Consider the following 22,366-nt stretch of genomic DNA (forward strand, 5'->3'; position numbering starts at 1 on the left):
GAGCCATGCTCGGCATTGGCATTACCGGTAAAGCCCCTTGCCGAGCATGGCTCGGCACTACAGGTGCATCTCTCAGGCGTTGCCTTCACCGCCGCCCAGGACACGATGCCAGCCTTCCACGCCCAGCTTGTCCAGCGTGGCGATGTTGCGCTCGACGATCACGTCCGGGTCCGGGAACGCGGCCACCGCGCGTTCCACGCTGTCTTCGCGCAGCAGGTGCAGGGTCGGGTAGGGCGAGCGGTTGGTGTAGTTGCTGACATCATCCGGCGCCGCACCCGCGAACTGGTACTGCGGATGGAAACTGGCGACCTGCAGGATGCCCTGCAGATCCAACGCTTCTACCGCCGCATCGGCGTTTTCCAGGAAATCGTTGTAGTCCAGGAAATCTTCCAGCACCTCCGGGTGGATGATCAGCGTGGTGTCGATCTCCTCTACCGGAGTGTCACGCAGCAACACCAGCTCCTCGGCCAGCTGTTCCAGCAGCGCCTCCGGCGTGGTCGCATCGCTGAGCACGAAGCGTACCTGCTGCTTGACGTAGACCGCCTTGGCGAACGGGCACAGGTTCAATCCGATCACCGCTTTTTCCAGCCAGTTGCGGGTGACGGCGATGGGATCGATGGCGGCTTCTTCGTTCATGGCTGGCGCTCGGGCTGGCAGGGCAGGCGATTGTAGTGGGCATCGGCGTTGGCTGCCGTCGGGTTGTCATCGGGCTGGCATTCACTGTCCACAAACTGGACAGCGTGCATTGTTGAAATCCCCATGCTTTCAGCAGCTTGCAACGACCTTGCCGAAGGCTAATAGGCAGGCGCGGGACGCGGGTATTCAATGTCGGCATGGACCACGCTAGGAGTACAGGCAATGGCAGAACAGGCGTTTCTTCCCCCCGCGCTATGGGCGGGAAAGCAGTTTGATGGTCAATGGCAGCCCGGTGGCAGCCTGCATGAGGTGATCGAGCCGGCTACCGGCAAGGTGCTTGGCAGTATCGCGATGGCCGACCCTGCGCAGATCGCGCGTTCGGCCGCAGCCGCCGCCAAGGCGCAGCGTGACTGGGCCAATGCCCCCCATGAAACCCGTGCGCAGGTGCTGCGCCGTGCCGCGCAGCTTGCTGATGAACATGCCGCCGAGATCATCGACTGGGTGGTGCGAGAGTCTGGTTCAACCAAGCTCAAGGCCGGCTTCGAGAACAAGGTCAGCACCAGGGCCCTGCAGGAGGCCGCGGCGCTGCCCTCCCGCAGTGTGGGTGAGATCCTGCCGTCGGCATCGGGGCGCTTGAATCTGGCGCGACGTCGGCCGCTGGGTGTGGTCGGGGTGATCTCCCCGTTCAACTTCCCCTTGTACCTGGCGATGCGCGCGGTGGCACCGGCGCTGGCGCTGGGCAATGCGGTGGTGCTCAAGCCCGACCCGCGCACGGCGGTCTGCGGTGGCTTCGTGATCGCGCGGCTGTTTGAACTGGCCGGGCTGCCGGCCGGTGTGCTGCACGTGCTGCCGGGTGACGGTGCGGCGGGTGCGGCGCTGACCAGCGATCCCAATATCGCCATGATCCAGTTCACCGGCTCCACCGCTGCCGGTCGCAAGGTTGGCGAAGCGGCAGGCCGGCATTTGAAGAAAGTGTCGCTGGAGCTCGGCGGCAAGAACGCGTTGATCGTGCTCGACGATGCCGATATCGACCTGGCCATCGCCAATACCGCCTGGGGCGTCTACCTGCACCAGGGGCAGATCTGCATGGCCACTGGCCGCGTGTTGGTACAGCGTGGCATCTATGCGCAGTTCCTGGAGAAGCTCGTCGCCAAGGCGCAATCACTGACCGTTGGTGATCCTGCCGTTGCCGATGTCGCGCTCGGCCCCTTGATCAACGCGCAGCAGCGCGACCATGCCGCGCGCGTGGTTGCCGAGGCGGCAGCGGCCGGCGCAACCCTGGAGACCGGCGGCACCTATCAGGACCTGTTCTTCGAGCCGACCGTGCTCAGTGGCGTGGACAAGACCAATCCGGCTTTCCGTGCCGAGATCTTCGCACCGGTGGCGGTGGTGGTGCCGTTCGACAGCGATGAAGACGCCGCAGCGTTGGCCAACGATACCGAGTACGGCCTGTCGATGGCGATCGTCTCCAGCAACGTCGGTCGCGCCCTGAAGCTGGGTGAGCAGCTGCACACCGGCATCCTGCATATCAACGACCAGACCGTGAATGACGAGGTCATCAACCCGTTTGGCGGTGTCGGTGCCTCGGGCAATGGCAGCAGCATCGGCGGCCCGGCCAACATCGAAGAGTTCACCCAATGGCAATGGTTGACCATCAAGGGCGAAGCCCCTGCCTATCCACTTTGAACAGGAGAAACCCATGAGTGCATCTGCAGAACTGCGTGACATCACCGTGGCGGTGGCGCGCGAGAAGGAAAAGCCGTTCACCATCGAGAAGGCGCGCATCCGTGGTCCCAAGGATGACGAGGTACTGGTGCGTGTCGTTGCTACCGGTCTGTGCCACACCGATCTGATCGTGCGCGATCAGTACTACCCGGTGCCGTTGCCGGCGGTGCTCGGCCATGAAGGGGCGGGTGTGGTCGAAGCGCTGGGGCCGGGCGTCAAGGATCTGAAGGTGGGCGACCATGTGGTGCTCACCTACGGTGCCTGCGGGCACTGCAATCCGTGCAGCGGTGGCCATGGTGCGTACTGCAAGGACTTCTTCGGCCTGAACTTCGGCGGTGGTGAACTGGATGGCAGCACCGCCATCCAGGACCCGCACGGCCAGCCATTGCATGACCACTTCTTCGCCCAGTCCTCGTTTGCGACCTACGCGCTGAGCCGCGAGAACAATGCGATCAAGGTGCCAGTCGACGCGCCATTGGAGCTGCTCGGCCCATTGGGCTGCGGTATCCAGACCGGTGCCGGTGCGGTGATCAACTCGCTCAAGGTTGGCGCGGGCAGCAGCTTTGCGTCCTATGGCGCGGGTGCGGTCGGCCTGAGCGCGGTGATGGCCGCACGCGTGGCTGGTGCCACCACCATCATCGCCATCGACGTGGTGCCATCGCGGCTGGAGCTGGCCAAGGAGCTGGGTGCCACCCATACGATCAACAGTCGCGAAGTGGATGTGATCGAGGCGGTGCGTGCCATCACCGATGGTGGTGCTGACTTCGCGCTTGAATCCACCGGTCGCCCGGAGGTGTTGGCCCAGGGCATCGAGGCGTTGGGTGGGCTTGGTGTGATCGGCGTGGTGGGCGCGCCCAAGCTGGGCACCAAGGCCGAGTTCGACGTCAACAACCTGCTGCTGGGCGGACGCAGCATCCGCGGCATCGTCGAAGGCGACAGTGTGCCCAAGGTGTTCATTCCGCAGCTGGTACAGCTGTACCAGCAGGGCCGCTTCCCGTTCGACAAGCTGGTCAGGTTCTACCCGTTGGAGCAGATCAACCAGGCGGCCGAGGACAGCACCAAGGGCATCACCTTGAAGCCTATCCTCAAGATCGGTTGATGGAACAAACCATCGCGGGCCAAACCGGTCCGCGATGGCGATTCAGTCAGCGAGCGAGGTGTAGGCTGGGCGCAGTTGTCTGGAGGACGCCCATGGCCGACACACTCGTGCAACAGCAGCAACGTCTTGCAGCGGCGCGACAGCGCTTTGCCGAAGGCGGCAGCCTTCCCGCGCAACTGCTGTCACCCGCACTGCTGCGCTCCTGGGAGCGCTCACGGCAAGCAGGCGTGCGTCCGCAGCAGGCACCGCAGTACTCAGCGTTGGCAAAGCGGCAGACGCGTCTGGATGATCCGGCCGATCGCCTGCTGGCGCGCTGCGTGCGCCAGGACATGGATGATCTGTGGGCCGCGTTCGGTGGCCGTCGTTGGACCCTGTTCTGCATCAATCGTGATGGCCTGATCATCGCCCAGCACGAACATGGCCTGGGCGACGAGGCGATACTGCGGCCTATCCAGGTCGGGCGCCGCGTGCGCGAGATCGAGATTGGTACCACCGCGCCGTCCTGCGCGCTGGCCGAGGACGCGCCGGCGCTGGTGCGCGGCAACGAGCACTATCTTGATGAGTTCTCCGGCGTCTATTGCCTGAGCGTGCTGTTGCACGGCGTCGATGGTGAAGTGCTCGGAGCGCTGGACATCACCGGCATCGGCGAGCGCGACAGTGAACTGCTGCGCTGCCACTTCCGCCAGGCCGCACTGTCGATCGAGAACCAGTTGATCCAGCAACAACGCGACTGCCACCTGCTGGCACTGCAGCACGACGCGCGCTGGTTGGGCACGCCGCTGCAAGGCTTGTTGGCGGTGGGCGAGGACGGTCGCTTGCGGGCCGCCAACAGTGTGGCGCGGCGCATCCTCGGCCTGCCGCGTAACGGGCCGTTGTCGCTGCAGACGTTGGATGGCGTATTCGCCGAGGCCAACGTGCACCAGCGCCGCCGCCTGTTACAGGCCGGGCCGGTGCACCGGGTACCGCTGGGTGCGGACAGTGCCGTGCAGGTGCAGTATCTGCGCGGGCCGGTGCGCGCGCGCGTCAGCACGCGTGGGTTGGCGGCGGCGAGCCCGCTGCGTGTGCAGAGTGCGCACGCAGTGCGTGACGCGGTGGCGGCGCATGCCGGCAATCTCAGTGCGGCGGCACGTCAGCTGGGTATTTCGCGCACCACGCTGTACCGCAAGTTGCAGCAGGCCGGTTGAGCCTGCTGCAAGGGGTTTACATCAGTCGCGGAAGTTGTCGAACTGCAGTGGCTGTTCGAAGTCGCTCTTTTTCAGCAGCGCCATCACTTCCTGCAGGTCGTCGCGCTTCTTGCCGTTGACGCGCAGCTTGTCACCGTTGATCTGGGTGTCGACCTTGATCTTGGATTCCTTGATCTTGGCGGCGATCTGCTTGGCCAGCTTCTGCTCGATGCCCTGCTTGACCGTTACCTGCTGGCGCGCGCCACCCAGGTTGGTCTCGATATCGCCGAATTCCATGCAGCGGAAGTCGATGTTGCGCGCGGCCAGGCGCTGCTTGAGGATGTCGGACATCTGCTTGAGCTGGAAATCGGTAGGCGCGGTGAGCTTGATCAGCTTCTCGCCATCCTGCTCGAAACTTGCCGCCACACCCTTGAAATCGAAGCGGGTGGACAGCTCGCGGTTGGCCTGGTCGATGGCGTTGGTCAGCTCGTGCTTGTCAACTTCGGATACGACGTCAAAGGAAGGCATGGGGCCTGCTCCAATCAGAAAACAGCGGTCATTCTAGGCGATTGGCGGGTAGGGGATGGTGGAGGCTGTGGTAGCGATAGGCGTAGCTGTAGTCGGGGCCGGAGCCGGAGCCGTTGTTGTTGCTGTTGCTGTTGCGCTTGGCTTGGGCTTGCTTTCAGCTCGTCATTCCCGCGAAGGCGGGAATCGCTCCTGCTCTTGCTCCTGCATTTGCTGTGTTTTGGTCTCTCTTTAGTGCGGAAGAATCAAAGCCAAAGCCAAAGTGATAGAGCCAAAGTCATGGAGCCAAAGCCGTAGAGCCAAGAGCCAGGAGCGATGACCCGACATTCGTCGGTTGAAAACCCCGCCGACGCGGGAATGACGAGCCAGGAGCGAAGGCCACAGCCAGAACCAGAGCCAGAGCCAGCGCCCCTCACAACCCCAAGCGCAGCTTCACCTCAGCCGCAATCCGGGTGGTCTCGCGCAAGGGCTCAACCGTCACACCAAGATCGGCATCAAATGCAGCCAGCCCATCCCGCAGGCGGCCGCGCTCGCGCAAGGCCTGCTGGAAGCGCGCCATCCGTTCCTGCGCGCGCGTACCCAGCAGCACGCCCACCGGTACCCGGGTGGCGCAGGCTTCCGACAGCAGGTTGACCGAGTCCGGCGTGCAGACAATGCGGTCTGCCCAGCCCAGCAGTCCGGCGTAGGGGTTGGAGCCATCGCCGCCATCGGCCCAGATCACGCCGGGCACATCGTCGAAGGCACGCAGCAGGGCGGCCGTCGCCGCGCGCGGGGTACGCCGCGAGGTGGTGGCCAGCACGCTGCCGCCCTCGGCGCGGATGCGGGCAGCCAGTTGCTGGAACACCGGCTGGATGTCGTCGTCCTGCCACGGTGCATGATCGGTGGGGCCGCCCACCAGCAAGGCGGTGCGCGGCCCCGGCAGTTGCTCGAAGCTGGAGAACGCCGCCCGGCCCCAGGCCAGCCAGTCATCGCTGACCGGGTTGAGGCTGCCCAGCAGGGTGAGCACGTTGTCCGCGCGCAGGCGGTCGTGCTCGGGTACCACCAGCAGGTCCCAGTGGCGCGGCGGAATACGCGGGTCGAGGATCTGCACGGTGCGGCTGCCACGCTGGCGCAGCACCCGCAGTGCACCCGCAGCCTGGCGGCCGCACCCAATCGCCAGCGCCGGTGTGTTGCCGGCCAGCTGCGCGAACTGCGGGCCAAAGCCCCGTGCTGCGCCCGGTAGCAACCGCGGCGACAGCCAGCGCCAGGGCGCCTGTGGCTGCAGCTGCAGGCGTTGCTGGCCGCCAAGGCCCAGCGCAGACGCCAGCGCCACCGCCTGGCGCACGTTGCCGGCGCGGCCGTCGGTGATCGTCCATGGGAGCGTCGATCGTTTCGCGTATGGCATTAATTCGTTTCAAAAAGGCTGGGTGTTGCAACTGCCACAGGGCTCTACACTGCGAACTCTGATCGGCGTGTCATTGTCCCGGGCTGACCGGTGCAATGTCACGACCGTAGCCAATTCATCACGGAGTTTCCATGTCCGACATCTTCAACGATGCCGCGCTTGACCAGCTGTTCCGCACCGCCCGCACCCAGAACACGTTCCAGGACCGTCCGGTCGAGGACAGCCAGCTGCGCGCCCTGTATGACCTGCTGAAGTGGGCACCCACCTCCGCCAACGCCAGCCCGGCGCGCTTCGTATTCGTCAAATCGGCCGAAGCCAAGCAGAAGCTGGCACCGGCCCTGTCCGAGGGCAACCTGGCCAAGACCCTGGCTGCCCCGGTCACGGCGATCATTGGTTTTGACCTGGATTTCCACGAGAAGCTGCCTTACCTGTTCCCCCACACCGATGCCAAGGCCTGGTTTGACGGCCCGCGCGAAGGCCGCCACGAGGCTGCGTTCCGCAACGGCAGCCTGCAGGGTGCCTATCTGATCCTCGCCGCACGCGCGCTGGGATTGGATGCAGGCCCGATGTCGGGCTTCGACCCGGCCAAGGTGGATGAAGCGTTTTTTGCCGGCACCGCCATCAAGTCCAATTTCCTCGTCAATCTGGGCTATGGCGACCCGTCCGGCATCTTCCCGCGCCTGCCGCGGCTCTCGTTCGACGAAGCCGCGCGTATTGCCTGATTGTTGAAGTGTTCCACGCGGCGTCCGTCACGTTGGCTGACGCCTTGCTTGTCCAGAATTATCCCGTCTATCACCTCCAAGGAGAGATCCATGTCCGCTATGACCAAGTTGCTGCTCCCGCTGGCCCTGGCCGCCGCCATCACCGCCTGCTCCAAGCCGGCTGACACCGCTGCCCCGGCTGCCGCCCCGGCCGAAACCGCCGCTGCGCCGGCCGATGCCGCTGCTGCTGCCCCGGCTGCCCCGGCTGCCCCGGAAGCCGCTGCGATCCAGATCGCCGCCGGTACCTACAAGCTCGACCCGACCCACACCGACGTGCTGGTGCAGTGGAGCCACATGGGCTTCTCCAACCCGAGCGCGCACTTCGGCAACGCGGATGGCACCCTGGTGTACGACGCCGCTGACGTGGGCAAGTCCAGTGTGGAAGTGACCCTGCCGCTGTCCGGCTTGAACAGCTTCACCGCCAAGTTCGACGAGCACCTGCGCAGCGCCGATTTCTTCGATGCCGCCAAGTTCCCGACCGCTACCTTCAAGAGCACCAAGGTGGAAGCAGCCGGCACCAACAAGCTGACCGTGACCGGCGACCTGACCGTCAAGGGCATCACCAAGCCGGTGGTGCTGGACGTGACCGTCAACGGTGCCGGTGAGCACCCGATGGCCAAGGTGCCGTCGGTCGGCTTCGATGCCACCACCACCATCAAGCGCAGCGATTTCGGCGTGGGCGCCTACGCCCCGGCCGTCAGCGACGACGTCAAGATCCGCATCACCACCGAAGCCTCGATCCCGAAGGCCGAGGAAGCTGCCGCCAAGTAATCGCGCCAGCGGTTTCTTCGCAGCACGCAGCAAACGCAAAGGCCCGCCATTGGCGGGCCTTTGTCGTTAAGCCCTGAAGCCCCTCTCCCTCCGGGAGAGGGGTTGTGGGGTGAGGGTAGGCGAAAGCGCGTCAAGCAAGCCGCAAGTTGCTACATGGCTTCCTGGCCTTTGTAGGAGCGGCGTCAGCCGCGAAGCCGATACATCATCAGTTGGCAAAGATGCGGATGGTTTCAATTCCGTCAGCTTCGCGGCTTACGCCGCTCCTACAGATGAACCCCAATCTGCGCTCAACCAAGCCGCGCTGGCATCCCGGCAAGCCGCACATGCCCAACCAATTGCCGCAGATAGCCGCCGGCTGCACACAGCAGCGCATCACCAACCGGCTTCAATGCGCGCCTGCCCCAGCGCTGATGGAAATGCCGCGCATACGGCAGCAGCACATCCGAAACAATCACCATCAGCTGTGCGGAGAAGAGCGCGAGCAGCACGTCCAGCCCCAATGCATCCAGCACAGGCACCAACGTAGCCAGTTCCGGGTTGGAGACGATGCACAGAATCACGACGGTGGTAAGCAAGGCGGCCGCTCGGCCGCGCCAGTGGTGGTTTTTCATCTGTCGAACCATACCAAGTTGCGGCGTGGTTGATGGCGGAGAGGCGGGCCTGCGCTGCTGGACGCGGATCGGAACGGGCAGGCTTCAACGATTCGAGCAGGCACCCGTTGGCAGGGACATCGCGCGCGCCGGGGCGTCTGCGGGTTCATGGCCGCGCTCATCCCTGCGCGTCTTGCCAATGTCGCGCGCCTCCTCGGCGGCATCGGTGCCGTCCTGGCCCGCCAATTGCCTGGCCAGCTCGACATTGGTGATATGCCCATGCATGAACAGCAGATCGGTATAAACACTCATTTCCCTGCTCCGTGTTGAGAGTGGATTGAGGTTAGTTCCGGGCTATAGTCCGTAAAAGCGAGCATCCTTCAAGCGGGTATTGAGGAAAACTCAAGTCCAATGTCCAGGCCGCCACTCCAGTTCCTGCAGGGTTTCGTGCTTGCTGCACGCATGGGCAACATGTCGCGTGCTGCCGAGGCGATGAACGTCACCGTCAGTGCCTTGAGCCACCAGATGCGCCAACTGGAGCAGCGGCTCGGCTATCCATTGCTGCTGCGGCAGGCACGCGGCGTGGCACCGACGCAGGAAGGGCGACGCCTGCTCGATCAGGTTGGCCCGCACCTGGATGCGATCAACGAGGTGTTCCGCCCGTTCCAGGCGCGGCGCGATTGTGTGTTGTCGATCAGCGCGGTGCCGACGATGGCGTCGGCATGGTTGGTGCCACGTTTGGGTCGTTTCGTGGCGGCGCATCCGCAGATCGAGATCAACCTGCAGTCCAACCAACTGCTGATCGATTTCGAACGGCAACTGCAGTTCGATGGGGCGATGCGCATCGGCGATGGTCGTTGGCCGGGCGTGATTGCCGAGCCCCTGATCGACGAATGGCTGGTGCCAATGGCCAGCCCGGCACTGGTCGAGCGCATGGGCGGCATCGGTACGAAACCGCTGTCGGAGTGGCCGCTATTGGGTGACCCGGATGGCGAGTGGGACCGCTGGTTCGCCTTGACCGGGGCGGAAGCGCCCAAGCGCTACGTTGCCATCTTCGATGACTCGGAGTCGCACCATCGTGCGGCATTGGAAGGCGTGGGCGTGGCGCTAGGGCGGGTGACGCGTGCGCAGCTGCTGCTGCAGTCAGGCCAGTTGCAGTTGCTGTCCGATCAGCGGCTCAAGACAGCATGGTCGCATTGGCTGGTCTACCCGGAGCGTTCGACCAGTCATCGCGGCTTCCTGGCATTCCGCCAATGGCTGCACGCGGAAGCTGCTGCGTATCGTGAACACATGGGCGAACAGCGCTGAGCTTGGCGGCCAGCACTCATTGCCTGCCGACCGCGTTGTTACCTGATCCAAGGCGCAAACACGCGCAGGCGCTGCGGTTGCGAAGACAGCGTAAACGCCACCAACATCGCCGCGGCGCTCAAGGCCATCACCCAGACCAGCACCGCCATCGTGGCGTGATCCACCGCCAGGCACAGCACCAGTGCAACGCAGACGCTGAAGCTGCCGAGGATGCGCAGCAAGCGCAGGGTGGCCGGCGATGGCTGGCGGGGCCACACCTGCAGCGCATGTACCTGCATCGACAGTGCCAGCCATGCCATGCCGGCAAGGCTGCTCAGCAGTGCGGCGGCCAGCATCAGGTTGGCAGACAGCGACTCATGCATGGGCGTTCTCCCGGTGTGCGGCCTGTTTGGCATGCGCGCGCTGGCCGAGCTTGCGGGCAGCGATCATGGCCACGCACGCACTGCCGAGCAGGAACAGGTCGATACCCGCCACCGGCCAATAGCCGCGCGCCAGCGTGCGCAGTAGATGGTCGCCGGTGGTGATCCAGTTCAAGGCCACGGCTGCGACTGCCATCACCGCGATGGCCCAGGTCTGTTCGCGCCATGCCGGGTTGGCCAGACCGCGTGCCACTGGTGCACCGCGCACACCCGCATGCACCAGCGCCAGCGCCCACACCGCCCAGAACGCATAGCGCTCCCAGTCGCCACGGCCGGGCAGGGCCTCGGGCAGCAGGCGGTTGGCAATCAGGATGCCGAGCGTGGCCAGAACCATGCCGGTCACCGTGGTCACCGCAAGCGCGTCCACGATGCGTGCGCCTTGGCTGCCTTGTTGGGCGTGCTGGCGCTTGCGCTTCTCGACGAAGAAGATGAAGCCGGTGGCGATGCACACGGCACCGGCAAGGCCGCCGAACACGTACAGCCAACGCAGCAGCCAATGGCGGAAGTGTTGCAGGTGCAGGCCGGTGAGGAACTCGGCCATGCGTGCCATCGGCGTGGCGGCTGGATCTTCGCGGATCAGCTTGCCGTCGGAGGATTTGAAGTGGATGCCATCGCCTACCAATGCGATGCGGTCGGTGCCGGCGCGGTACACGCTGACGTAGCCGTTGGCATCGCCAACATGTTGCAGCACCAGGAAACCGACATCGCCGGCCTTGTCATTGGCCTGCCAACGCTGCTGTGCCTGCGCGACCATCGCATCCACCGATGCCAGCCCCGCGGCAACGCCTGCGCGCTGATGCGGCAGGCCGGTTTCCTGCGCTTCCATCCGTTCGTGCAGGTCGTGCAGATCATGCAGCTGGGTGTGGCCGACCGGAAAGTAATAGGTGCCGGCAAAGATCAGCAGGCCGGTCAGTGCGAAGAAGAAGTGGAACGGCAGCGCCACCACGCCGGTGAGGTTATGCAGGTCCAGCACGCTGCGCAGCCTGGCCTTGCCCGGGCGGAAAGTGAAGAATTCGCGGAAGATCTTCCGGTGCATCACCACGCCGCTGATCAACGCGGCCAGCATCACCAAAGCGGAGAAGCCGACGATCCAGATGCCCAGGTTCTTCCAGTCCAGGGTCAGGCCGTAGTGCAGCGGAAAGAAGAAGCCGCTGCCGATCTTCAAGTGATCGTCGGGCAGCACGCTGCCATCGCGCGGATCGATGGTGGTATAGGCCCAGATCAGTTCTTCCGGGTCCTTGGCGTTGGGCACCTGATAGCCCGCGTACAGGGCTAGCACGGGGTCACGGTGGGTGGTGTAGGCACTCCAGCTGGCGACCTTGTCGAAGTGCGTGGGCATCGGCCCGTTGACACGCGGGCGCATCGCATCGATGGCGTCCTTGGTCGGCTGCATGCGCTCGAAGGCAGGCCGCAGGATCTTCTCGAAGGACGGCATCGGCTGCGCTTCGATGCGGGTGGCGGGAATCGCCCAACGATCGATTTCGCGGTCGAAGACGGACAGCGCGCCAAAGAAGAACGCCGCCATCAGCACGAAACCCAGCACCAGGCCGAACCAGGTGTGCAGCCACGCCATTGCTTGCCGGAAACTATTGAACATGGACTTCTCCGGTCATGCGAGCAGGGATTGGACCAGCGATGCAGCGCCCGCCATCAATAGTCCGCCGCCGAACAATACGACCCAGACGCGCAGCAGGCGCTGGGTCGCGATGCTCCACAGGAACACCGTCACGTAGGCGAGCAGACCGATGAAGGCACCGAGGAACTCTGCATCGTGGAAGTCGAGCTTGGCCGCGAACAGCAGGCAGGTCGCCAGCGCCACCGTGCCCCAGGCAAAGACGTAGCCGCCGAACATTGCGGCCAGCACCCGCAGTACGACCTGACGTCGCGAGCGGGAAGTAGCAGTGATGGTGGTTGCTTGGGACATGGTGGCGGTGACGTCTCGGGTATCAGTTTCGTTGCAGCGTTGCTTGAGCCCCTCTGCCTCCGGGAGAGGAGTTGGGGAGAGGGCGAGGGTCGGGGTGTAGGTGAGGTTGTAGCGAAGTGCTACCCCTCTCCCGCCCCTTCGGGGCACCCTCTCCCGCAAGGGGAGAGGGGTGGAGCCAAAAACCAAAAACCAAAAACTAAGACTGCTTCGCTATCCGCCGTCCTCAGAACCGCCAGTCAAAACTCAGCTGGTAGTTCCGCGGTGCACCGTAGTAGCCAATCTGGTACAGGCTGTTGATGTACTTCCGGTCGGTGAGGTTGTTGATGTTGGCGCGTATCGTTGCGTTGGGCAGCACGTCCCAGGCGGCGAAGGCGTTGAGCACGGCATAGCTGCCCTGGCGCACCACCATGTTGGTGTAGCTTTCCTTGGTGGAGGTATCGCTCTGCCAGCGGCCACCCAGGCCGAACGACAGTGCTTCATAGTTCGGCAGGCGAGAGGTCAACATCAGGTTGGCGGTGCGGCGCGGCACCCAGGTATAGGTGCTGCCACCGTCCTGGTTGCTCATCTTCAGCTGGGTGTAGCCGAATACCAGGTTGGTGTTGTCGCTGAGCTTGCCGGTGGCTTCGAACTCCACGCCCTTGGACTCCACGTCCACACCGTAGTACCAGTAGTTGGCGGTGGCGAAGTCATAGCCGCCATAGGTGGACAGGTTTTCCTGCTTGGCCTTGAACAGCGCCAGCGTGGTCAGCAGGCGGCGGTCCAGCCATTCGGCCTTGATGCCGACTTCGTAGTTCACGCCCTTGGTCGGGTCCAGGTAGACATGCTTGATGTCGTACTGGTCCTGCGGCTGGTAGATGTCGGAATAGCTGACATAACCAAGCACGCTGTCATTGAAGTCCCAGGTCAGGCCGGTATAGGGACTGATATGGTCTTCGGTCTGGTTGAAGGCAACGCCGTTGTTGCCGTCGCGGTGGTACTCCGCCCAGTTGAAGCCGATCACCGACTTCAGGCGATCGGTGAAGCTCAGCCGGGTCGCACCATAGCCGCGCTTCAGGCGCTGGTTGGTCCAGTTGGATCTGGTACGCGGGCCCCATTGCGGTTCGGCAATGGTGTTGCCTGCATAGGGGAAGGCGGGCAATGCGCCAAACGAAGGATCGCTGCTATCTACCGGGTGGTCCCAGGTGGTCTCTTCGCTCTTGGCGATGCTGAAGCCGAACACGGCTTCCTGCTCGCGGCCGAACAACTGGAAACGACCATTCAAGGTGATATCGCCCAGGTGCGAGCTGCCTTGGTCGATGCCCTTGTACGACCAGCCAACCAGGCCTTCGGCGGTCAGCGGATCCAGTCCGGTGGTGGTGTAGGCGAAGAACAGCTGGTCATCGCTGCCACTCTTGCGGTAGTTGTACGAGGCCTTTACCTGCCAGTCCGCACCCAACTGGTGGGTGTATTCGGCGAAGGCGGTTTCGGTCTTGGTATCCCAGTAGGTCCAATCCTGGGTGGTGGAGGCGCTGCGGCGCCATGACGCCTGCGTGCCATCGGCGTTGACGAAGGTCAGCGCACCCCACATGTTCTGGTCGCTGTTGGCTTTCTGCCAGGAATAGCCCACGGTCAGCGTGCCGTTGTCGCCAATCTGGCCATCGACCACGCCGTAGAAGAAGTTGCGGTCGGTATTGAAGCCGCGCAGGTAGGAGTCGGCGTCTTCATGCGCAGCCGCCACCCGACCGGCCCAACGGCCATCCTCGGTGAAGGGCGTGGAATAGTCGATCTCGACGCGGCGCTTGCCCCACGAGCCAACGCTGACGCCCAGCTGGCCCTTGGCCTCGTTGGTGGGGCGCTTGCGCACGTAGTTGATGGTGCCCGAAGCGTTGCCCACGCCGGTTAGCAGGCCATTGGCGCCGCGGATGACCTCGAGCTTCTCGTAGCCGAAGGCATCCATCGCACCGGTGACGATGCCCCAGTCATTGGGCAGGCCGACGCCGTCGATCTGGGTGTTCTTGATGTCGAAGCCGCGCGCCACGTAATTGGTGCGGTTGGTTTCCCATTCCTCCACCTGGATGCCGGTGGCCAGGCGCAGCGCGTCGTTGATGTTGTCGATGCCGAACTGCTGCATCTGCTCGCCACTGACCAGGCTGATCGACTGCGGGGTTTCCTTGATATCCAGATCAAGGTTGGTGGCACCGTTGCTGACCCGGTTGGCACGCTGCGATACCACGCGCACCGTATCCAGCTGGGTAGCGGTGTCATTTTCCGTGCCGGAGGCAGAGGCGGAGACGCTCTGTGGCGCGGCCATGGCAACGCCACAGCTGCTGGCCAAGGCCAGGCAGATGGCGACCTGCAGACAGTTGCGGGTATTGCGGAACGGGAACGATGAGCCAGCGGCATGAGCCGGGCGGGCGAGGGAGCGACTGGGGTGCATGAGCGAACCTGAACGGATTTAGATAACGGATTGACCACGGGCGGGGCGGTCCCGCTTCCGTTGCGGGTGATAACTGCGCTCAAGCGGGCGGCGATGTTAGTGGGAAATTAAATGCGAATGATTCGCAATTTGCAACTGTTCGGGCAGTCAGGTTTCGTCAAAAGGCCGTGCCTGCGCGGCGTCACCCGGCTGAATCAGACCATGTGCCGGGTGACCTGCAGCATGCTGGCGGCGCCTTGTATGCTTTGGCCGACGCCCGCGAGCCGAGGTCAAGATGTCCGACGCGCTTGATGCAGAGGTTGAACGTCGTGCTCCCCTGCAACGCCTGGCCTGGGCATTGCTGTGGCTGGCCTTGGCGGCGCTGAGCCTGCATTTCCTGCTCGCCGTCCATGGCCAGTACCGTCACCTGGACCCCGAGCACTACACCATGTACTGGTCGCGGCGCGGCTGGTTGTGGCTGCATATAACCGGTGGTGTGCTGGGCATCGTGCTCGGCCCGCTGCAGTTCCTTACCCGCTGGCCGCGTGCCTGGCCGCGCCTGCATCGCTGGTTGGGGCGCAGCTACATCAGCGGCATGTTGCTGGCCTGTGCAGCAGCGGTGGGCTTGATCGCCACCTCGCCGGCGCCTGCCTCGATCACCACCGCGTTTGCGGGTACTGCGCTGGCCTGGTTGCTGACGGCCTTGGTGGCAATGATCAGCATCCGCCGTGGCAAGGTTGCACGGCATCGCCGCTGGATGACGCGCGCCTACCTGGTCACTCTGGCACCGGTGGTGTTCCGGCTGTTGTTGCCGGCGTGGATAGCGAGCGGGCGTGCGCCCAGTCCGGATGCCATCGCGCTGCTGTTGTGGAGCAGCTGGGTGGTGCCGCTGCTACTGCATGGCGTGCTGTCGAGTGCGTGGACGAGGTGGCGGGGACGAGCGTCGTCGATGGCCGCTCCGGCGGGGTGATGCTTCCTGCTGCCAGTTGGACTGACGGGCGATTCAAGGCTCAGCGGTTGAGCGGGCAGCGCCACGCAATACCGCGATGAAGCGCAGCGCCATGCCAACCAGCAGGAAGGCCACCAGCATCGCTACCGAGTTGGCCAGCACCTTGGCAAAACCAAGCTTGGTGACATCGATGAAGTAGTAGGGATACATGCCGGTCAGCTCGCCGCGGATCAGTGCGTAGATGAAGTAGCCGACCGGATAGATGCACCATGCCAGTGGCGCGAGCGCACCAAGTCGGGTACGCGGCGCAAACACCACCCAATAGGCAAGCGCGCAGAGTGGCACCACGTAGTGCAACAGGTAGTCGGCAATCAGCTGCAAACCCTGCGGGTTCCATGCATTGCGCAGCAGCACGTGGTAGCCCGCACCCACCATGACAATCGAGGTGATCGCACAGCCCAGGACCTCGGGCCTGGCGAAGAAGCGGCCAGGAGGTGTGGCTCCGGCAACCAGCGGCAAGGTGGCTGAAAGCGCGACGAACAGATTGGTAAGCACCGTGAAGTAGGCGAGGAAGGCAAGCGTTCCATGGAGGACGCCACGGCCATTGGAAAACGCCAATTCAATGGACAGGTAGAGCTGCAGCAGCAGCGCCGACCATGCGACGACTGCCAGTGCTGCCAGCATCTTCCTGTCGAGCGGGTGAGGCTTGGTCTGCATCTGCTCTCCGAAGGAGTTCAACTGCCCAGGTAGGCAGAGTAGCGCAGTACGAGCATTCAGCCCGCAAGCAAGCTGGCTCGGCGGTCAGCCGCTGCTGAAAGCCCATCTCCCTGCACGGGAGATGGGGTGGGGAGAGGGCGACCCAAGCACCACTGCCGCCGGGGGCGCGGAAAGCTCCGAAGCGGATGCTCCTTCTTGGCCAGCCGCAGTGCCACTCAGCCCACCGGCAGGAACCGCGTCACCTTGTGCTTGAGCAGCTGCACCAAGATGGGATCCATGTAGTCGTAGTCATCCGGTATATCCAGGCAGATGACGCGCTTGCCATCCAGATGTGCGCGGAACTTCTTGGACAGCTTGTTGCGATGGGCTTTTTCCATCACGAAGATCAGGTCCGCCCAAGCCAGCAGCTCTGGTGACACCGGCGTATTGGCATCATTTCCCAGCCCGGCCGACTGCGTTTCAATACCCGGCCAGTTGGCGAAGACCTGCTCTCCGGTGGGACTGCGCAAGCGATTCTGGGTGCAGATGAAAAGGACGTTGCGTGGCATGACGGCTCCCTCGAAGTCTGGTGCCTGCTCAGGCGGAAGGTGCAGGGGGGGCGGCTCGAGTGCCGCGGCGCAGCAGCATTGCAGTGAACACGGCAACCGCCAGCAACGGCCAACCGAAGAACACTCCCCGGAAAAGCAGCGAGCCATTTACCAGCCCGATAAGGACCAATGAAACCAGGCTGCCACAGCCGAAACCCATCCAGATAAATGTGCTGTTGAAGCTGTGCTGGTCAGTGCCAAGCACGAAATAGGCACGCCACAACGCGACGATGCCGAGCCAGCCGCCACTCAGACAGGCCAATACCAGCGCGGCGCTGCCCAGGTGTTGCTGGCGCTGGATCGACTCCAGCGCGAACATCAGGCCCAACGCGCTATAGAACAACGCCACCAGCGTACTCGGCACGATCACCACGAAGCCGATGAGCTGGGCCAGCAATTTCGTTCGCATATGATCCTTCACGATGACGTGCGGCCTGCGCCGCAGATAGGTTCAAGCCGGGGTTGGCAGCGTGGGGTCGACGCAACCGCCGCAGGCCTGTGCGGAGTCCTGCAAAGCGCGATCAGCGGGCATCCGCTTCCACCACCACGGCAGTTCCGTAGCAGAGTACTTCGGTGAGTCCGGTCATCAGCTCGGTGGCGTCATAGCGCACGCCGATGATTGCATTGGCGCCAAGCTGGCGGGCGTGGGCGACCATGTCGCGGTAGGTTTCATCGCGGGCCTGTTCGCACAGCTCCGTGTAGATGGTGATGTTGCCGCCGAAGATGGTCTGCAAGCCGCCGAGGAAATTGCCAACGATGGAGCGCGAGCGCACGGTGATGCCGCGTACCAGGCCGAGGTTGCGCACGGCGCGATAGCCCGGCAGTTCCAGGGCGGTGGTGATCATCGCGTCGTTGAGCAGGGCAGGTGCCGTGCGGCTTGTGGAGGAGTTGTAGGGGTCGGTCATGGTGGGTGCCGGCAAGGTGCATCAGGGAGCCGAGTATGCGTGCATTCCAATGGTTGGCACCATGGCTTCCCGTGCAACACGGATGGGAACCGGCCCGCTGGGCGGGCCGGGAGTTTGGAATGTCAGGCCGACCGCACCAAGGCCGCCGTCGCCTTGCGTACCACCGGTAACAGCAACAGCAGGATGGGGAAGGCGACCAGCCACGAGATGCCCCAGGCAGCGAGCCACTTGGAGCCGAGCAGCGGCGACATGCCGATGCTCTTCAGTGTGCTGATCAGGGAGACGACGCAGGTCATCAGGATGGACAGCAGCAAGGGCATGACCAAGGCGCCGTAGCGCAAGGGCAGCTTGGGAATGCCGAAGGCAATGATGTTCTTGTTTGTAGCGTTCACGGTGATCTCCTGGATCCGGTCAAGCAATGGCGCCTTCCGCCCATGGATGGGCGAACAGCCCCGGCAATGCCGGAGTTGATGGGCGCGTTGGTTGACGTGAACGCTTACGGCCGTCGCGTGAGTCGCGAGGACGCGCAGATGGTAGGAGCTGATAGTGCTTCTGGCAAGCGCTTCCAGGTTGCCGCCGAGGAAGCGATGCGCTTCATTGCCCGGCCAGCTCGCGCAGTTCAATGACCCGGTCGATGTTCAGTTGCATCGGGCAGAACGAATACATCGGCGAGCCAACATAGGAGCCCGCGAGTTCGCAGTGCAGGTCCCGGTACACCAGCCAGGCCTTCTGGGCGCGCTCCAGCCTTGCTGCATCGTTCGCGTTCTCCGCAAGCAATTTGCTGTTGATGGCACGGTAGAGGCGTGTCATCTCCGCTTTTGCATGCTCCGAGGTCACCGATGAGCAGGCCTCCACGGTACCGTTGTTGATGCCGCCGGCCTTGGCCAGGCAGTCGTTATAGGCCTGCTGATGGTCCACCGGGGTGGCGGCAGCGGGCCACGCCAAGCCTGCAAGCAACAACAGGGAAACTACATTGGGTCGCATCGTGCAGCGCCTGTGCCGTGGTGATCGTCTTCGCGGATCTGCAAGGGCCAATCGGCTCAGCGCCGCGTGAGCTCCTGCCCATCGACGGTCATCTTCCAGCTGCCGTCCACTTGATGCGGCGGCACGGAGACCACGAAACGCGTGGTCAACGGGCCCACTCCGGCGATGAAGTCATTGCCTTCATAGGCCTTGATTGGTGCATCCAGTGATTTGCTGACCGACGGGCTGGGCTGGTGCTTGTAGATGACGCGCCCGCTGGCATCGATGAGCAGCGAGGTGGTGGTCGATTCCCAGGTACCGACATAAGCCTGCTTGTCTGCCGGAACCGGCTTGCCACAGGCCGCAAGCACAAGGGTGAACAACAGGGCGAGCAAGGCAAGGCGGCCGCGGCGCAGCACTTCCGGCAGCAAGATGTTGTGGGCAGTACGATGGGCTGTGGTGTATCGCATCCGGGGCTTCCTTTTGGTGGATGGAGGATCAGCCGGTTCGTTGCTGATCGGGGTGTTCGACGTGCGCAACTCTGCCTAGGAAAATCATTGCTAGCAAGCGCGGAGTCTGCGATTGCCTGCCGTTAGCCATGCGGAGAACAAATGCGCGTGATGCTGACTTGGTTCTGATCCCACGCCCGCAAACGTTGTGCGCAATACCGCTATTCGTGCGCCGAGAACGAGGCGTGATAGGCAACGGCTCCCTGCGGCACGCGTGTATCGAACGAAAGCGCCTGGAAGTACTCGGCGGGCACGCCCGGCAAGGTAAGCGCATCAGTGGGCCTGAATCCGAAACGCGCGTAGTAGCCTGGATCGCCAAGCACCACGCAGCCACCTGCAGCAAGTGCACGCAGCTGATCGAGCGCTGCTTCGATCAGCTGGCTGCCGATGCCCTTGCCCTGCAGATCGGGCACGACCGATACCGGTCCAAGCCCGTACCAACCCACGTCCTCACCGGCGATCGTCACCGGCGACACCGCAACGTGGCCGACGATGGCACCCGATTGTTCTGCTACCAGGGAGGCGGTGAGCTGCCCTGAGCGGCGCAATGCCGCAACGATGAATTGCTCGGTGTGATCGGTATGCGGTGCCTCCAGGAAAGCGGCGACCGTCACCGCTTCGATGGCCGCGATATCGGCGGGCGTTTCCGGTCGGATCAGGATGTTCATGGGAGCAGGGAGCGTTTGCGGGGAGGATTGGGTACGGAAGCATATCGGTTGGGCGGTGCGACATCAGTCACATGAAAGCAAGTGTGACAACAGGCTCAAGCTAAGCCGGAAGCGTACCTTGCGCGCCGTAGCCCGGGTAAGCGCAGCGCACCCGGGGCCGTTCGCAGGCGGCAAATGGTAGCTGGCGGGTTTCACCAGCCCGTCTACGACTACTGGCAGCCGAGGGTGACGATAGGCTCAAGGTAGGCGGCGAGGCTGCCTTCGGCGTCCATGGCGACGAGTGAGTCGAAACGTGGAATGCGTGCGGCAGGATCGGTGGCCAGCAATGCCTTGTAGGCCTTGAGCATGCTTCGCATGCCGGCGAGCTGTGATGGCTGCAAGGCGCCCTTCTGTGATGGGTTGGCGACCTGGAAGGCCGCGCTGCCAAAGATGAACTGCGCAAGCAGTTCCGGGCCATTGGGAGTACCCGCGGCGGGCACCGGCGCCAGCACGTCCGGGCAGACGTAATCCACCACGTCCTTGGTGCTGTCCTCCCATTCAAGCAGCAGGGCGCGGATGCTGGTCGCCTCCGGGTGGTGCGGCTGCGTTTCCAGCAGTGCGGTCAGGCCGACAACCTGTGAGCTGTCCACCTTCAAGCTGCCCTGGCCTTGGGCGACCGCGCCCAGCGGCAGGAGCAGGGCGAGCGTGAGCGTCTGGCTGAAGAATCGCATTGCATGGATTCCTTGGACGACAAGGGCCTGCTCGCGCCCGATCAGCAAGGCGCCCCGGCTGACCCGGTCCCGAGGCCGGCCGGGTGATGATTGAACGTATCGCGTATAGGTTCAATCAAATCTGGCGGCAACCAGGCGTGCCCGGCGCATCAGTTGCGCAGTCATCGACGTCGCCCGTGCCAATTCCCTGCTGCCGTTGCCGCACACGCCATCGCTGCGCTTATCTGCAGGCGGCGTTGACCTGCTGGTCCAGGCTGGCCCGCATATCGGCCGTGGCCTGTGCTCCTGCAGCGCCCAGCGCCGCCGTGCGCATCGCCTTGGCGCCATCGCAGTTTTCGTTGCCAGCGGTTGTCGTATAGCGAACCTGCACGCGCCGTTGGCCCGGCCCGGCCGGGGCCGCAGTGATGGCCTGGGTCGGGTTGGACGGGGAGGGCGATGCATACCGGCGTGACGAGGTTTCGCCTTCGCGGCAGGGGATGGACTGGTAGCTGGTTTCACCCTTCGGGCCGGTGCACTTGTACACGGGCTGCGCCTGCGCCGTCGGGATGCTGAAGTAAAGAACGGCTGAGGCGAGCAGGGGGAGACAAGCCTTTGTCATTGAAGCTCCGTGACGATTCATGAACAGGGAAGGCGCTGATTATGTCCGCTCGCGGTCAGCGAATCTGGAACCGCTGCGCGTTTCCGCAAAGGTGGTTGCAGTTTTGCGGAACCTTCCAATGTCCGGGCCTGCATGCAAGGTCTGGCGCCATGCACAAATTCATCTCGCGTCCTGGGTCTGCTCCGAGATGACACCGTCGATCCAATCCGCGTAATGGCTGATGCGGACATTGCAGGCAACCTGGCCGTAGCGACCGGGCCGTGCGGTCAGCACGTTGCCCTGCACAACCTTCCAGGAGCCCAGCCCGGCGAGCAACCACTGATTGCCGCTCTGGATCAATGCCGGGCCACCGCTGTCCCCGTTTCCGAGTACACCCTCAAGCGGCAGGGCCGAAGGTGGAGCATCGAACACATAGCAGAGCCAACGGTCGTACGCACTGCTGACCGTGTTGAATGCACGCCGCAGCTCCGTGCGGTTGGGGCCGCTGGGGTCGTGCCCGATGTCACCGGTGCCGGTGGCCCCTTTGCCGATCAGCTTGATGGTCTGGCCAGCCTCATCGTCACGCTTGTAGGCGGCCACCGGTGCGACATCGGTAACAGGCTGGCGCAGCTTGATCAGCGCGATGTCATCCGATGAGGCAAGGAACACCACGATCAACATCGCCTCACCGCTGGCTGTGGCTTGATCGATCAGCGTCTGCGGCAGTGTTCTGTAACCCGGGTGGATGATGACGCGCTCCACCTCGCGCGGCAGCCCGTTGATCGTCACCTGCTTGAGCTCAGCATGCCGGGGCAGGGTATGTGCAGCCGTGACCGCCCACTGCGGAGCAATCAAGCTGCCATGCCCCTCGCCAGGCATGTCGACCAGCGCGGGAAACTCGCTGCTGGCAACCCGGTACTTGCGGTCATCAACGTCGTGGCGGATGACGATGGCATCAGCAGCCGAGGACAGCACGAGGAATAGTGCGAACAGCAGGCCTGCGAGGGGTTTCATGAGCATCCTTTGGTCGGTAGTCCCTGTCGCTGTTGGGGCCGGTACCTGAAACGAATGGGTAGCAAGG

27 protein-coding genes are annotated in these 22,366 nt (G+C 63.8%); 7 read left to right on the forward strand and 20 right to left on the reverse strand.

Annotated elements, in window-relative coordinates:
• Nucleotides 1–72 precede the first annotated feature (72 nt).
• Nucleotides 73–636: a DUF1415 domain-containing protein gene (locus tag AC1VWL_RS15050; RefSeq protein WP_482987224.1), complete on the reverse strand. Its 564-nt coding sequence runs from the start codon at nt 634–636 to the stop codon at nt 73–75.
• Nucleotides 637–858: 222 nt separating this feature from the next.
• Here AC1VWL_RS15050 and AC1VWL_RS15055 point away from each other — a divergent pair, with 222 nt between their 5' ends.
• The 3 genes from AC1VWL_RS15055 (at nt 859) to AC1VWL_RS15065 (ending at nt 4,644) form a co-directional block, all read left to right on the forward strand.
• Entirely contained in the window at nt 859–2,322 is a 1,464-nt protein-coding gene (locus AC1VWL_RS15055) for a benzaldehyde dehydrogenase (protein ID WP_482987225.1), read from the forward strand.
• A 13-nt stretch (nt 2,323–2,335) separates the two neighbouring features.
• Complete coding sequence (locus tag AC1VWL_RS15060) at nt 2,336–3,460, forward strand: NAD(P)-dependent alcohol dehydrogenase (RefSeq protein WP_481533423.1); 1,125 nt, start codon at nt 2,336–2,338, stop codon at nt 3,458–3,460.
• A 92-nt stretch (nt 3,461–3,552) separates the two neighbouring features.
• The gene (locus tag AC1VWL_RS15065) at nt 3,553–4,644 is read left to right on the forward strand and encodes a helix-turn-helix domain-containing protein (RefSeq protein ID WP_482987226.1); all 1,092 of its coding nucleotides are present in this window, start codon (nt 3,553–3,555) and stop codon (nt 4,642–4,644) included.
• A 21-nt stretch (nt 4,645–4,665) separates the two neighbouring features.
• Here AC1VWL_RS15065 and AC1VWL_RS15070 read toward each other — a convergent pair whose 3' ends face one another.
• Nucleotides 4,666–5,151 (reverse strand): YajQ family cyclic di-GMP-binding protein, encoded by a 486-nt coding sequence (locus tag AC1VWL_RS15070; RefSeq protein WP_282272294.1) that lies wholly within the window; start codon nt 5,149–5,151, stop codon nt 4,666–4,668.
• A gap of 409 nt (nt 5,152–5,560) precedes the next feature.
• Nucleotides 5,561–6,532 carry a mitochondrial fission ELM1 family protein gene (locus tag AC1VWL_RS15075; RefSeq protein WP_482987227.1) on the reverse strand — a complete coding sequence of 324 codons (972 nt, stop codon included), beginning with the start codon at nt 6,530–6,532 and terminating at the stop codon, nt 5,561–5,563.
• A 131-nt stretch (nt 6,533–6,663) separates the two neighbouring features.
• Here AC1VWL_RS15075 and AC1VWL_RS15080 point away from each other — a divergent pair, with 131 nt between their 5' ends.
• Together AC1VWL_RS15080 and AC1VWL_RS15085 are read left to right on the forward strand one after the other, a co-directional pair.
• Nucleotides 6,664–7,254, forward strand: coding sequence for a malonic semialdehyde reductase (locus tag AC1VWL_RS15080; protein WP_282272292.1), 591 nt, complete (start codon nt 6,664–6,666; stop codon nt 7,252–7,254).
• Nucleotides 7,255–7,344: 90 nt separating this feature from the next.
• Nucleotides 7,345–8,064 (forward strand): YceI family protein, encoded by a 720-nt coding sequence (locus AC1VWL_RS15085; protein WP_482987228.1) that lies wholly within the window; start codon nt 7,345–7,347, stop codon nt 8,062–8,064.
• A 287-nt stretch (nt 8,065–8,351) separates the two neighbouring features.
• On the opposite strand, the gene AC1VWL_RS15090 is transcribed toward AC1VWL_RS15085, so the two are convergent.
• A complete protein-coding gene (locus tag AC1VWL_RS15090) occupies nt 8,352–8,675 on the reverse strand; it encodes a hypothetical protein (protein WP_482987229.1) in 324 nt (107 codons plus the stop codon).
• Nucleotides 8,676–8,759: 84 nt separating this feature from the next.
• Nucleotides 8,760–8,966, reverse strand: a complete 207-nt coding sequence (locus AC1VWL_RS15095) for a hypothetical protein (protein ID WP_482987230.1) — start codon at nt 8,964–8,966, stop codon at nt 8,760–8,762.
• Between the two features lie 99 nt (nt 8,967–9,065).
• Here AC1VWL_RS15095 and AC1VWL_RS15100 point away from each other — a divergent pair, with 99 nt between their 5' ends.
• Nucleotides 9,066–9,962: a LysR substrate-binding domain-containing protein gene (locus AC1VWL_RS15100; protein WP_482987231.1), complete on the forward strand. Its 897-nt coding sequence runs from the start codon at nt 9,066–9,068 to the stop codon at nt 9,960–9,962.
• 38 nt (nt 9,963–10,000) lie between these two features.
• Here the strand turns inward: AC1VWL_RS15100 and AC1VWL_RS15105 are convergent, their stop codons facing one another.
• The 4 genes from AC1VWL_RS15105 to AC1VWL_RS15120 all read right to left on the reverse strand — a co-directional run bounded on the left by AC1VWL_RS15105 (nt 10,001) and on the right by AC1VWL_RS15120 (nt 14,721).
• Entirely contained in the window at nt 10,001–10,324 is a 324-nt protein-coding gene (locus tag AC1VWL_RS15105) for a DUF3325 domain-containing protein (protein WP_282273005.1), read from the reverse strand.
• Nucleotides 10,317–11,978 carry a PepSY-associated TM helix domain-containing protein gene (locus tag AC1VWL_RS15110; protein WP_481533430.1) on the reverse strand — a complete coding sequence of 554 codons (1,662 nt, stop codon included), beginning with the start codon at nt 11,976–11,978 and terminating at the stop codon, nt 10,317–10,319. The genes AC1VWL_RS15105 and AC1VWL_RS15110 overlap by 8 nt, the downstream gene beginning before the upstream one ends.
• A gap of 12 nt (nt 11,979–11,990) precedes the next feature.
• Nucleotides 11,991–12,305, reverse strand: a complete 315-nt coding sequence (locus AC1VWL_RS15115; protein ID WP_481533431.1) for an iron uptake protein — start codon at nt 12,303–12,305, stop codon at nt 11,991–11,993.
• Nucleotides 12,306–12,528: 223 nt separating this feature from the next.
• Nucleotides 12,529–14,721, reverse strand: coding sequence for a TonB-dependent siderophore receptor (locus AC1VWL_RS15120; RefSeq protein WP_482987232.1), 2,193 nt, complete (start codon nt 14,719–14,721; stop codon nt 12,529–12,531).
• Between the two features lie 274 nt (nt 14,722–14,995).
• Here AC1VWL_RS15120 and AC1VWL_RS15125 point away from each other — a divergent pair, with 274 nt between their 5' ends.
• On the forward strand, nt 14,996–15,670 hold the full coding sequence (locus AC1VWL_RS15125; protein WP_482987233.1) for a DUF2306 domain-containing protein: 675 nt from the start codon (nt 14,996–14,998) through the stop codon (nt 15,668–15,670).
• 33 nt (nt 15,671–15,703) lie between these two features.
• Here the strand turns inward: AC1VWL_RS15125 and AC1VWL_RS15130 are convergent, their stop codons facing one another.
• From AC1VWL_RS15130 to AC1VWL_RS15180, 11 genes are all read right to left on the reverse strand, one after another.
• Nucleotides 15,704–16,366, reverse strand: coding sequence for a Pr6Pr family membrane protein (locus tag AC1VWL_RS15130; RefSeq protein ID WP_482987234.1), 663 nt, complete (start codon nt 16,364–16,366; stop codon nt 15,704–15,706).
• Between the two features lie 215 nt (nt 16,367–16,581).
• A complete protein-coding gene (locus AC1VWL_RS15135) occupies nt 16,582–16,914 on the reverse strand; it encodes a low molecular weight protein tyrosine phosphatase family protein (protein ID WP_481533435.1) in 333 nt (110 codons plus the stop codon).
• 28 nt (nt 16,915–16,942) lie between these two features.
• Nucleotides 16,943–17,362 (reverse strand): hypothetical protein, encoded by a 420-nt coding sequence (locus AC1VWL_RS15140; protein ID WP_482987235.1) that lies wholly within the window; start codon nt 17,360–17,362, stop codon nt 16,943–16,945.
• 112 nt (nt 17,363–17,474) lie between these two features.
• Nucleotides 17,475–17,858 carry a YbjQ family protein gene (locus tag AC1VWL_RS15145; protein WP_482987236.1) on the reverse strand — a complete coding sequence of 128 codons (384 nt, stop codon included), beginning with the start codon at nt 17,856–17,858 and terminating at the stop codon, nt 17,475–17,477.
• Between the two features lie 122 nt (nt 17,859–17,980).
• Nucleotides 17,981–18,250, reverse strand: coding sequence for a DUF2798 domain-containing protein (locus AC1VWL_RS15150; RefSeq protein ID WP_296249704.1), 270 nt, complete (start codon nt 18,248–18,250; stop codon nt 17,981–17,983).
• A 202-nt stretch (nt 18,251–18,452) separates the two neighbouring features.
• Nucleotides 18,453–18,842 (reverse strand): lysozyme inhibitor LprI family protein, encoded by a 390-nt coding sequence (locus AC1VWL_RS15155; RefSeq protein ID WP_296249702.1) that lies wholly within the window; start codon nt 18,840–18,842, stop codon nt 18,453–18,455.
• Nucleotides 18,843–18,898: 56 nt separating this feature from the next.
• Nucleotides 18,899–19,291, reverse strand: coding sequence for a hypothetical protein (locus AC1VWL_RS15160; RefSeq protein ID WP_481533439.1), 393 nt, complete (start codon nt 19,289–19,291; stop codon nt 18,899–18,901).
• 200 nt (nt 19,292–19,491) lie between these two features.
• The gene (locus AC1VWL_RS15165) at nt 19,492–19,998 is read right to left on the reverse strand and encodes a GNAT family N-acetyltransferase (RefSeq protein WP_482987237.1); all 507 of its coding nucleotides are present in this window, start codon (nt 19,996–19,998) and stop codon (nt 19,492–19,494) included.
• A 209-nt stretch (nt 19,999–20,207) separates the two neighbouring features.
• Nucleotides 20,208–20,708, reverse strand: coding sequence for a hypothetical protein (locus AC1VWL_RS15170; RefSeq protein WP_482987238.1), 501 nt, complete (start codon nt 20,706–20,708; stop codon nt 20,208–20,210).
• A gap of 220 nt (nt 20,709–20,928) precedes the next feature.
• The gene (locus AC1VWL_RS15175; protein WP_296249694.1) at nt 20,929–21,231 is read right to left on the reverse strand and encodes a hypothetical protein; all 303 of its coding nucleotides are present in this window, start codon (nt 21,229–21,231) and stop codon (nt 20,929–20,931) included.
• Nucleotides 21,232–21,465: 234 nt separating this feature from the next.
• The gene (locus AC1VWL_RS15180) at nt 21,466–22,299 is read right to left on the reverse strand and encodes a S1 family peptidase (RefSeq protein ID WP_482987239.1); all 834 of its coding nucleotides are present in this window, start codon (nt 22,297–22,299) and stop codon (nt 21,466–21,468) included.
• Nucleotides 22,300–22,366: the final 67 nt, after the last annotated feature.

It is taken from the genome of Stenotrophomonas sp. STEN063 (assembly GCF_056854515.1).